The sequence below is a fragment of the Dysgonomonas sp. Marseille-P4677 genome, from assembly GCF_016652235.1.
Lineage (GTDB): Bacteria > Bacteroidota > Bacteroidia > Bacteroidales > Dysgonomonadaceae > Dysgonomonas.
On sequence record NZ_JAEPKU010000002.1, the window covers coordinates 21,221 to 33,570 of the forward strand.

Genomic DNA, 12,350 nt, shown 5'->3' on the forward strand with positions numbered 1-12,350 from the left:
GAACCATTTATTATTGAATAATGAGCAAGCAACATACGCTTAAAAACAGTTTCACATTAGAAGGAAAAGGGTTGCATACAGGACTTCCTATAACTATCACATTTTGCCCGGCTCCAGAAAACCATGGGTACAAAATTAAGAGAGTGGATCTTGAAGACCAACCTATAATAGAAGCACTAGCCGAAAATGTTGGAAATACTCAACGTGGAACGGTTCTTATCAAAGACAATATACAGATAAGTACTATCGAGCATGCTATGGCTGCTCTTTATGCTTTAAGGGTAGACAATTGCCTGATAGAAGTTAACGCCCCGGAATTTCCAATTTTGGATGGTAGTTCGATAAAATATGTCGAAGCAATAAATGAAACCGGTATTGTCGAACAAAGTGAAGAGAGAGATTATTTTGTTGTTCGTCAAAAAATGGAGGTAATAGATGAAGAGACAGGATCAAAACTAACTCTACTTCCTGACGATCGCTTCTGCATCAACTCATTTATCGAGTTCGAATCTAAATATATTCCAAATCAGTCGGCATCGCTTGAAAACTTGGATAATTTCGTAAAAGATATAGCCAGTTCTCGTACATTCGTTTTTGTTCGTGAAATACAAAAACTTCGCGACGCTGGTTTGATTAAAGGAGGAGATTTAGACAACGCAATTGTAATCTACGAACGACAAATATCACAACCAGAATTAGATAGCTTAGCCGACCTGCTTGGTGTTCCTCATAAAGACGCATCTGAATTAGGTTATTTGAATAATAAACAGATACAATACCCTAACGAACCGGCTAGACACAAGCTACTTGATATCATCGGAGATATAGCGCTTATAGGAAAACCGATAAAAGGACGCATTATAGCAACTCGTCCGGGACATAAAATAAATAACAAATTAGCACGTTTAGTACGTAAACAGATAAAACTAAACGAAGTGCAGCCTCCTATATATAATCCAAACAAAGAAGCCATATTTGATATAAACAAGATCAAAGAGCTTCTTCCCCATAGATATCCATTTTTGATGGTCGACAAAATAATCGAGGTTGGACAGAAACATATCGTGGGTGTAAAGAATATATCGGTGAATGAACCTTACTTTCAAGGACACTTTCCACAAGAGCCTGTAATGCCTGGCGTTCTTCAAGTAGAAGCTATGGCACAGATCGGGGGACTACTCGTTCTTTCTCAAGTAGAAGAACCTGAAAGATATTCAACCTATTTTCTAAAAATAGATAATGTTAAGTTTAGAAGCAAGGTTGTACCCGGCGACACATTGATCTTTCGCCTAAATATGATTTCGGAGATAAGACGAGGCATTGCTATTATGAAAGGATATGCTTTTATCGGAGAGAAACTTGTATCTGAAGCTGAATTTACAGCTCAAATAGTAAAAAATAAATAATAAAATTTGGTATAACATGTCAAATATATCTGATCAAGCTTATGTTCATCCAGAAGCAAAGCTCGGTGAAAATGTAATAATTGAACCATTTGCTTTTGTAGATAAGAATGTAGAGATTGGGGATGGGACACTTATTATGTCCGGAGCTAATATTAGATACGGGGCACGTGTTGGGAAAAACTGCCGTATATCTCCGGGAGCTGTCATTGGTGGAGTTCCTCAGGACTTAAAATTTAAAGGAGAAGACAGTTTAGCAATTGTAGGGGACAACACATCCGTAAGAGAATGCGTAACTATCAACAGAGGTACAGCTTCCAAAGGACACACTATCGTTGGAAACAACTGCCTTCTAATGGCATACAGCCACATAGCTCATGACTGCGTTGTGAAAGACTTTGTAATTGTAGGAAATGCTACCCAGTTAGCTGGAGAAGTTGAAGTTGATCATCATGCGATTCTAAGTGGTGGAACATTGGTTCATCAGTTTACGCGCATTGGAGCACATGTAATGATTCAAGGTGGCACTCGCTTGGGAAAAGATATTCCCCCTTATATTATCGCTGGTCGTGAACCGGTATGTTATTCCGGAGTAAATCTAGTCGGTTTAAGAAGAAATGGATTTTCAAATGAAAAGATAAATGAGATACAAGAAATCTACCGTACAATATATCAAGCAGGATACAATTTTTCTGACGCTATAAACAAAATAGAAAAAGAATTTGAAGAGACAGATGAGATGAGATTTATTGTAGAGTTTGTTAAAAACTCACCTCGTGGAATAGTTAGAGGTTATATGGGATAAATATACTTAACGAAAAATAATTAAATCCATTTAGATGATCTAAATGGATTTTTTCTTATATAAAAACTGTATCTTTGCACCCTCAAATTATATATATGCAAAATATTAGAAACATTGCGATTATCGCGCACGTAGACCACGGCAAAACAACTATTGTAGATAAGATGCTTCTTGCCGGGCAACTATTCAGGGGCAACCAAACAACCGGAGAACTTATACTCGACAATAATGACTTGGAACGAGAAAGAGGGATAACAATTCTATCCAAAAATGTTTCAATCAACTATAAAGGAACTAAGATAAATATTATAGATACACCGGGACACGCCGACTTCGGAGGTGAAGTAGAACGCGTCTTAAACATGGCAGATGGCTGTTTATTATTGGTAGACGCATTTGAAGGACCAATGCCTCAAACACGCTTCGTTCTTCAAAAAGCGATCCAAATGGGATTAAAACCTATTGTTGTAATCAACAAAGTAGATAAGCCCAATTGCCGTCCCGACGAAGTACACGAAATGGTCTTCGACCTGATGTTCAGCCTCGATGCTTCTGAAGAGCAGCTGGATTTCCCTACAATATACGGGTCGGCAAAACAAGGATGGATGTCTGACAATTGGGCTAAACCAACAGAGGATATTACACCTTTGCTTGATGCAATAGTCAAATACATCCCGGCTCCACAGATACTAGAAGGTTCTCCTCAAATGCTAATCACATCTCTTGACTACTCCAAATATGTTGGACGTATAGCCATAGGACGTGTTCATAGGGGTGAGATAAAAGAAAATATGGATGTATCATTATGCAAACGCGATGGTAGCATTACAAAAACTAAAATAAAAGAAATCAATACTTTCGAAGGCCTTGGTCGTACAAAAGTCCCAAGCGTTCAATGTGGAGATATATGTGCTCTAATAGGAATAGAAGGTTTTGAGATTGGGGACTCAATAGCTGACATTGAAAATCCAGAACCACTGCCAACCATAGATATTGATGAGCCGACAATGTCGATGCTTTTCACAATAAACGATTCGCCTTTCTTTGGAAAAGATGGTAAATATGTGACATCGCGCCATATTCACGACCGACTAATGAGAGAACTAGACCGTAATCTGGCTCTACGTGTAGAACTTACAGAAAATGCAGATAGTTGGGTTGTTTTTGGTCGAGGTATACTTCACTTAGCTGTATTGATAGAAACCATGCGTAGAGAAGGATATGAACTTCAAGTCGGACAACCTAAGGTCATTATCAAAGATATTGATGGCGTCAAACACGAGCCAGTTGAACAACTAACTATTAATGTACCCGAAGAATACTCTAGTAAGATTATAGATTTAGTGACACGTCGCCGTGGTGAATTAACTATGATGGGTAGCAAAAAAGATCGTGTTTATCTTGAGTTTACAATCCCATCTCGTGGTATTATCGGCTTGAACAATACAGCCCTAACCCTATCAGCCGGCGAAGCTGTCATAGCTCACCGCTTTTTAGATTTCCAACCATGGAAAGGTGACATAGAAAAACGTAACAATGGATCTATCATAGCAAGTGAATCAGGTAATGCCTATGCCTATGCCTTGGATAAACTACAAGATCGTGGTCATTTCTTTGTTGAACCACAGACAGATATATACATGGGGCAAATTGTAGGCGAACATAGCAAGGAAGGAGATCTTGTAGTAAATCTAACCAAGTCAAAAAAGCTTACAAACGTAAGAGCATCTGGTACTGACGACAAAGCGAAGCTTGCTCCTGCCATCATATTCAGTCTTGAAGATGCGCTTGAATATATAAAAGAAGATGAGTATGTAGAGGTAACTCCTCATTCAATCCGCCTTCGCAAGATATTTTTAGATGAGAATGAACGAAAACGTATGGCTAAAAGTGGAAATTAAACTCAATTAGATATTACTTTTTCTTTTAAATGATATACAAACCCTTTCATAAAGAAAGGGTTTTATTGTCTTTACATAAAGACTCTTTTAACTATTTAGCCGACAACTATTTTGATAGCCTAAAATTGTATATCTCATAATAAAATCGTATCCTTGTATAAGAATACCTTTAATAGTTTACATCATGAAAAGAGTCATATATATAGCTTTCGTCCTGATCGCACTATTACCTTCCTGTAATTCTACATTTTTCTACTCTACGTTAAATACTGAAAATAAATATGTAGAAAAAGTTGACAACGGAGACTTTCTCCTTGAAACGGACAGCCTTTGGATAGCCTATTGCTTCAAAGGTGAAAGCGCACCAATACAAATTACAGTTTTCAACAAATTGGATAAGCCTCTATATATTGACTGGCAGCGTTCGGCCCTCATCATAAACAAAGTAGCATATTCATATTCAGGAAATAATGCTAGTTTCTCAGGTAAGAGCCAAACCTTCACCAATAGCTACAGCACATATCCCGGACAAACATCCAGTTATTCCGAAGGAGGATTTGATGGAAGTATGAATATGCCTCAAAATACTACATTCATACCTCCCAAAACAATGATTAGTCATATACCATTAAAACTTGATTTGAATTTTGATAATATAAATAAAAAGTCATTCAAGAAAGGATATATGGGCAACAAAAACAATGATGCCATAGGAATAAAAAGAATAGACTTTGATGAATCTAACAGCCCGTTACAATTTAGCAGCTACCTTACAATATATGCTAGTCCTGACAAACCCATGATATTCGAGCAAAGCTTTTACATGTCTAACCTAATAAAAACAAGCTCTATTACACCGAATAATCTACCTACAGAAATGGTTGACAGAGGAGATTTCTTCTACTTGGAAAAACCAGCAAACACGACGGCTCTAGATATCATTTTAGGCACAACCATTGTAGCTGGAGCAATAGCTATTGAGATTGCTGTGGATTCAGACAGATACTAGTGTAATCATCAGCGAATCTACCTAAGAATGGATAGATTTTAATTCGTTTTAATTTAAAGAAATAACTATCTTTGCGTCAATAAAAAATGCAACGAATTTGGTTATGGAATACAATTTTAAGGAAATAGAAAAACGCTGGCATCAATACTGGATAGATAACAAAACCTATAAGGTTAAAGAAGATAAAAACAAACCTAAATATTATGTACTCGATATGTTTCCTTATCCTTCAGGTGCGGGCCTACATGTCGGACATCCGCTAGGCTATATCGCTTCTGATATATTTTCACGATATAAACGTTTAAAAGGCTTTAATGTCCTTCATCCAATGGGATATGATGCCTATGGCCTTCCTGCCGAACAGTATGCTATACAAACAGGACAACATCCGGCTGTAACTACAGCTCAAAATATCAACCGTTACCGCGAACAATTAGATAAGATTGGATTCTCCTTTGATTGGAGTAGAGAAATACAAACCTGCGATCCAAGATATTATCATTGGACTCAATGGGCATTTATCCAAATGTTTAATAGCTACTATTGTAATGACGAACAACAAGCTCGTCCCATAGCGGAACTAATAGAAGCATTTGAAAACGTAGGAACAGATGGGTTGAATGTCGCTTGCAGTGAGGAGCTACACTTCACAGCCGAAGAGTGGAAATCTTACAACGAGGAGAAGAAACAAGAAATCTTACTTAACTATCGCATAGCGTACAGGAGTGAGACTTCGGTAAACTGGTGTGCTGATCTCGGAACTGTATTGGCAAACGACGAAGTTATCAATGGTTTGTCCGAACGTGGGGGCTACCCTGTGGAACAGCGTTTGATGCGTCAATGGAGCTTACGTGTATCCGCCTATGCACAACGCTTACTTGATAGATTAGATAAAATAGACTGGAGCGATTCGATCAAAGAAACACAGCGAAACTGGATAGGGAGAAGTGAAGGTGCAGAAATGAAATTTAAGGTAAAAGACTCGGATATAGATTTCGATATCTTTACAACTCGTGCCGACACAATATTTGGGGTTACCTTCATGGTACTTGCTCCTGAAAGCGAATATGTGAAGCTAGTGACTAAAACAGGCCAAAAAGCAGAAGTGGATGCTTATCTGGATACAACAAAACGCCGTACAGAAAGAGAAAGGCTAATGGATAAAAAGGTATCCGGTGTCTTCACAGGATCATATGCTATTAACCCGTTAAATGGACAAGAAATTCCAATTTGGGTATCAGACTATGTCCTTGCCGGATATGGAACCGGAGCCATCATGGCCGTTCCGGGACATGATAGTCGCGACCATGCCTTTGCCAAACATTTCGGTCTGCCTATCATTCCACTGATAGAAGGTTGTGATGTAACCAATGAAAGTTTTGACGCCAAAGAAGGTATCATGATTAATTCCGGTTTCTTAAATGGATTGAATGTAAAAGATGCAATAGAAAGGGCTAGACAGTATATCAAAGAAAATAATCTTGGACAAATAAAAGTAAACTATCGTTTACGTGATGCTATATTCTCTCGCCAACGATATTGGGGTGAACCATTTCCTGTTTATTACAAAAATGGATTACCATACATGCTGCCACTGGATAAATTGCCATTGGAATTGCCGGAAGTAGATAAATATCTGCCGACCGAAACAGGTGAACCGCCTCTAGGACGTGCAACAAAATGGGCATGGGATACTGTAAATAATGTAGTGGTAGAAACTTCTAAGATAGATAACAAGACTGTTTTTCCTCTCGAATTAAATACTATGCCGGGATTTGCAGGATCATCCGCATATTATCTGCATTACATGGATCCGTATAATGATAAAGAGTTGGTATCGAAAGAAAAAGACGAATACTGGCGTAATGTGGATCTATATATCGGTGGTACCGAACATGCCACAGGACACTTGATTTATAGCCGTTTCTGGAATAAATTCTTATACGACATAGAGGTTTCTTGTGAAGATGAGCCTTTTAAAAAGCTTATCAATCAAGGTATGATACAAGGACGCAGTAATTTTGTCTATCGTATAAATGGATCTAATAAATTTGTTTCTTATAATTTGAAAGATCAATATGAAACGACAGAACTTCATGTCGACGTTAATATTGTAAGTAACGATATCTTGGATATAGAAGCGTTTCGAGCATGGAGACCCGAGTTTAATAATGCAGAATTTGTTCTGGAAGATGGAAAATATATATGTGGATGGACTGTAGAAAAAATGTCCAAATCGTATCACAACGTAGTAAACCCTGACGATATAGTTAATAAATACGGGGCTGATACATTACGTATGTATGAGATGTTTCTAGGTCCTTTAGAACAGTCTAAACCTTGGGATACAAACGGTATTGACGGCGTAAACCGTTTCTTGCGTAAATTATGGAATTTATTCTACAAAGGAGATACATTAGCAGTAACCGACGAAGAACCTACTAAGGATGAATTGAAGTCTCTTCACAAACTTATAAAGAAAGTGTCGAGTGATATAGAAGGATTTTCATTCAACACCTCGATATCTGCATTTATGATCTGTGTAAATGAATTAAGTTCGGTCAAATGTAGTAAAAAAGCTGTTTTGGAAGACCTGATTATCCTAATTGCTCCATTCGCTCCATTTATAGCAGAGGAACTATGGCATGCACTAGGTAATACAACATCTGTTTGTGATGCAGAATGGCCTGCTTTCAATGAAGAGTATCTTGTAGAAGATGTTATCAACTATACAATATCATTCAACGGAAAAGCTCGTTTCAATATTGAATTCCCGGCAGATACGCCAAATGAGGAAATAGAAAAAACTGTTCTGGCACATCATAGTTCCGAAAAATGGATGGAAGGTAAAACTCCTAAGAAAGTAATTATTGTACCTAAGAAGATCGTAAACATAGTTTTGTAAGGGAAAACATGAGTGCTTTAAAAAGAATTGAAGCAATGCCAAAAAAATATCTTAAAGAATTTTATTGGAAAGATTATCTGAACATAACAATCGGACTCAGTTTATATGCCATTGGCCTGATTGGTTTTATTCGTCCAGGGGGTATTGTTACCGGTGGGCTTGCCGGAGTAGGACTCCTTATAGAATATGCTACTAGTGGTAAAATTGTTTTACAAGAAACTTATTTTGCCATCAACTGCGTTTTACTGATTGTTGCACTTAAGATACTCGGTCTTAAGTTTCTTGTTAAAACAATCTATGGAGTAGTTGTACTGACAGGTCTACTTACATTGGTGAGTTATCTTGTACAGAAACCAATTATAGCTGACGAACCTCTTCTTTCGGGTGTAATAGGCGGTATGATGTGCGGCGCAGGTATTGGATTGGTCTTTAGTGCCAATGGTAGTACTGGTGGAACAGATATTGTGGTTGCGATAATCAACAAATACAAGAATATTGCATTTGGACGAGGCATGCTACTATGTGACTTTATCATCATATCTTGTTCGTATTTTGTATTTCAGGATTTTAATAAAATAGTATACGGCCTGATTGTTATGGGTGTTATGACTTATTCGATAGATATGATCATAAACGGATTTCGTCAATCTGTACAAGTACTCATTATATCAGACAAATACGAAACCATAGCTAATGCAATAAACAAAGAACTCCACCGAGGATGCACACTACTGGATGGCATGGGTTGGTATACTCAAAAACCTACTAAAGTAATTATGGTTTTGGCAAAACGTACTGAAGCATTGGAAATGTTCAGACTGATAAAAAGTATCGACGAAAAAGCATTTATATCACAAAGCACAGTCAGAGGCGTTTATGGTGAGGGATTTGATAAGATAAAAACATAAATTATCTTATATAGTAGAATATAATCTTCCCAAAGTTTTATAGTATTATACAGAGATATTAGTAAACAAAAAAGAGTGTTGTATTCAATGGATTAAAACAAGTTATATGAATAAAGAATCATCCTGCATTTGCAAGAATTGTAATAATCCGGTAGATAATAATTATTGTGGTTTTTGTGGTCAATCTGCTAAAACAGGCCGAATTAATCTGCACTATTTTATTCATGAAATCCAACATAGCCTTCTCCATATAGATAAAGGAATCCTGTATACCACAAAAGAACTCCTTATACGTCCGGGAGTCACAATCCGTGAATATTTAAACGGCAAAAGAGTCAATCATTTCAAACCTTTTGCCTTTGTCATTATCCTCGGCACGATATATACTTTCGTTGCGCATTTCTTTAATTTATATCCTGAGAATGAAATTATAACTTTTGAATTAAGCAATCATCAAGAGGTTGCAAACATCAACAAAGTTATCATTGATTGGATATATAGCCACTATTCATTAATCATGCTTTCTCTTATTCCATTCTCTGCGATTGCTTCTTATATTATATTCAGAAAAAAGGGCTATAACTATCCCGAACATATTATTATATATTCATATATAACAGGGATACAAATATTATTACTGCTTATAGCCTATCCTCTTTATTATTTTCTACACTTTACATCCACTTATTATATTATACTTTCTTTATCCTTCATATATAATATTATAGTACTGGTTTTGTTATTTAAGGATAGATCTTGGTTTATTACTACATTAAAGGCTTTATTAAGCATAATGTTGTCCACGACATTTATCTTTATTGTAAGCATTATTATATCGATACTAGTCGCATTAAGTAAATATGGTTGAATAAATGGATTTGAATGGGAAAAATATTATTATAACCGGAGCATCTTCGGGCATAGGCAAGGAAGTCCTCCATATTCTTTCCGCCTATAGAAATGTAAAAATTATTGCAGTTGCTCGCCATATAGAAGATATTCCTCTGATAGAAGATGTGATTTATCCTCTTAGATGTGATGTGAGTTCGGCAAAAGGTGTAGACAAAGTATTTGAGTATGCACAAAAAACATGTGGACATATTGACATATTCATAGCAAACGCAGGTTTTGCTTATCTCGAAAAATTAGAAATCCCTGACTGGAACCATATAGAATATATATATAATCTCAATGTATTCTCTCCTATCTATTCTCTAGAGAAACTTGTTTCAGAAAACGGAAAAAGGTCAATTACATTTGTTTGTACAATATCGGGCGCAGGTTTAGTTTCATTACCTGCATATTCACTTTACTGCTCTACGAAAGCCGCACTTCATCATTTCATACAAACATATAGGCATGAACAATCTAAAAATCTTCAATTAACAGCAGTTTATCCGGTCGCCACCCGTACAGATTTCTTCAATAAAGCTACCGGTGAAGACGACACCCCTCTACCCTTTCCTACTCAGAAAACCAAAATTGTCGCAAAGAAAATAGTAAAAGGTATAGAGAAAGGAAAAAGGAATATTTATCCGTCTTTCTTATTTCGACTATTTTTCCCTATAGGCAGAACTTTCCCTTTATTTTCAAAAATATATTCCCAAATGGAAAAAAGAAAAGTAAAGAAATGGCTAGGGTTTTAGTAGCTCTTTCTTTTCTTTGAAATTTTGGAAAAGCTTATAACCTAAAATCCCTATCATTATACCGAATAGTATACCGACCAAAACGTCGAACGGATAATGCTTTGCCACATAAATACGGCTATAAGCAACTATTGTAGCCCAGACAAGAGCAATTACCCCATATATTTTCTTCTTTCGAAAAAATAATAAGAAAAAAACAGCCATTGTAAAAGTCGTAGCCGAATGAGATGAGAAAAAGCTAAAACTATCGCTAAACTTTTCAATAGCATGGATCGTATCCTGCCAAGTTTCATTATGTATTGGACGCGGACGCTCTATGATAAGCTTTATAATATTTGTAAACAGAGCACTCAGCCCTGTGGATAAAGAGAAAAAGAAAACACCGGTCTTTTTCCATATTTCTGCTTTAAAATAGATAAATGCAGACATAAGCAGAAAAACCAATATCCATCCTGTATATGAACTAAAAAAGAGCATAATGGGGTCCAACCAATCGATATGCTTACTATTTAGAAATAAAAATAGTTCTCGATCCCATTCCAGTAGCTTATCTAACATTTGTGTAACTTTTCAATTTGATACAAAGAAAATATCTTTTTATGGTTAATCTACACAGATTGCATATCTTTTATATTTTTTAGGACTTCTCTATTAGGAGTAAATTAATACTGATAGTGTGTAATTTAAATATATTGATGTAAATTTGCATTCATAGCTTATTATGGAAGAAACATTCAATATACATAGAGGTAGCCTGAACGAGAACGAAAAGGAATTTGAAAATGCCTTACGTCCTCTTACATTCAGCAGTTTTAGCGGTCAAAGCAAGGTTGTGGAAAATCTGCAAGTTTTTGTTACTGCTGCTAAAATGAGAGGAGAGTCACTAGACCACACCCTACTCCATGGTCCTCCGGGACTTGGAAAGACTACGTTGTCAAATATTATAGCAAACGAATTAGGCGTCGGCTTTAAGATAACATCGGGTCCGGTACTAGATAAACCAGGCGATCTGGCAGGTCTTCTGACATCGCTAGAACCAAATGATGTACTCTTTATTGACGAGATTCATCGACTATCACCTGTGGTAGAAGAGTATTTATACAGTGCAATGGAAGACTATCGTATCGATATTATGATAGATAAAGGCCCTAGTGCCCGTTCGATACAAATAGAGCTAAATCCTTTTACGCTGATAGGTGCAACAACCCGTAGCGGCCTACTAACAAGTCCTCTACGTGCACGTTTTGGCATCAATATGCATCTGGAATATTACAATATGGATACATTGACTAATATTATTCTTCGGTCTTCAAATATATTAGATGTACCTACATCGAAAGAAGCTGCTGTAGAGATAGCTTCACGTAGTAGAGGCACTCCCCGCATAGCAAATGCACTTCTACGTCGGGTTCGGGACTTTGCTCAGGTAAAAGGGTCGGGTAAAATAGATAAAGCCATTGCTACATACTCTCTCGAAGCTTTGAATATTGATAAATATGGACTGGATGAAATAGACAATAAGATACTCCTTATACTTATCGATAAATTCAGAGGTGGCCCCGTCGGTATCTCTACCATTGCCACAGCACTAGGAGAAGATGGCGGTACAATAGAAGAAGTATACGAACCGTTCCTAATCAAGGAAGGATTTATGAAGCGGACTCCACGAGGCAGAGAGGCTACAGAGCTAGCCTATGAGCATCTGGGAAGAAAGCGCGAAAGTCAACAAGGATATTTATTTTAATTATAAACTATGGAATATCAATTATGAGC

10 protein-coding genes are annotated in these 12,350 nt (G+C 36.8%); 9 read left to right on the forward strand and 1 reads right to left on the reverse strand.

Going from position 1 to position 12,350, the window contains the following annotated elements; genetic code table 11:
* The first annotated feature begins 20 nt into the window (after positions 1–20).
* From JGH11_RS00930 to JGH11_RS00965, 8 genes are all read left to right on the forward strand, one after another.
* The gene (locus tag JGH11_RS00930) at positions 21–1,406 is read left to right on the forward strand and encodes a bifunctional UDP-3-O-[3-hydroxymyristoyl] N-acetylglucosamine deacetylase/3-hydroxyacyl-ACP dehydratase (protein ID WP_201109678.1); all 1,386 of its coding nucleotides are present in this window, start codon (positions 21–23) and stop codon (positions 1,404–1,406) included.
* Between the two features lie 16 nt (positions 1,407–1,422).
* Positions 1,423–2,208: an acyl-ACP--UDP-N-acetylglucosamine O-acyltransferase gene (gene lpxA, locus JGH11_RS00935; RefSeq protein ID WP_201109679.1), complete on the forward strand. Its 786-nt coding sequence runs from the start codon at positions 1,423–1,425 to the stop codon at positions 2,206–2,208.
* A gap of 95 nt (positions 2,209–2,303) precedes the next feature.
* On the forward strand, positions 2,304–4,109 hold the full coding sequence (gene typA, locus JGH11_RS00940; RefSeq protein ID WP_201109680.1) for a translational GTPase TypA: 1,806 nt from the start codon (positions 2,304–2,306) through the stop codon (positions 4,107–4,109).
* A gap of 184 nt (positions 4,110–4,293) precedes the next feature.
* A complete protein-coding gene (locus tag JGH11_RS00945; RefSeq protein WP_201109681.1) occupies positions 4,294–5,118 on the forward strand; it encodes a hypothetical protein in 825 nt (274 codons plus the stop codon).
* Positions 5,119–5,221: 103 nt separating this feature from the next.
* The gene (gene leuS, locus JGH11_RS00950; protein WP_201109682.1) at positions 5,222–8,023 is read left to right on the forward strand and encodes a leucine--tRNA ligase; all 2,802 of its coding nucleotides are present in this window, start codon (positions 5,222–5,224) and stop codon (positions 8,021–8,023) included.
* A gap of 35 nt (positions 8,024–8,058) precedes the next feature.
* Positions 8,059–8,931, forward strand: a complete 873-nt coding sequence (locus JGH11_RS00955; protein ID WP_201109683.1) for a YitT family protein — start codon at positions 8,059–8,061, stop codon at positions 8,929–8,931.
* A gap of 106 nt (positions 8,932–9,037) precedes the next feature.
* Positions 9,038–9,799 carry a DUF3667 domain-containing protein gene (locus tag JGH11_RS00960; RefSeq protein WP_201109684.1) on the forward strand — a complete coding sequence of 254 codons (762 nt, stop codon included), beginning with the start codon at positions 9,038–9,040 and terminating at the stop codon, positions 9,797–9,799.
* Between the two features lie 4 nt (positions 9,800–9,803).
* Positions 9,804–10,577 (forward strand): SDR family oxidoreductase, encoded by a 774-nt coding sequence (locus JGH11_RS00965; protein WP_201109685.1) that lies wholly within the window; start codon positions 9,804–9,806, stop codon positions 10,575–10,577.
* On the opposite strand, the gene JGH11_RS00970 is transcribed toward JGH11_RS00965, so the two are convergent.
* Positions 10,566–11,135: a phosphatase PAP2 family protein gene (locus JGH11_RS00970; protein ID WP_201109686.1), complete on the reverse strand. Its 570-nt coding sequence runs from the start codon at positions 11,133–11,135 to the stop codon at positions 10,566–10,568. The two genes, JGH11_RS00965 and JGH11_RS00970, sit on opposite strands and share 12 nt — an antisense overlap.
* A 163-nt stretch (positions 11,136–11,298) precedes the next feature.
* On the opposite strand from JGH11_RS00970, the gene ruvB reads away from it, so the two are divergent.
* Positions 11,299–12,321: a Holliday junction branch migration DNA helicase RuvB gene (ruvB, locus tag JGH11_RS00975; protein WP_201109687.1), complete on the forward strand. Its 1,023-nt coding sequence runs from the start codon at positions 11,299–11,301 to the stop codon at positions 12,319–12,321.
* Positions 12,322–12,350 lie beyond the last annotated feature (29 nt).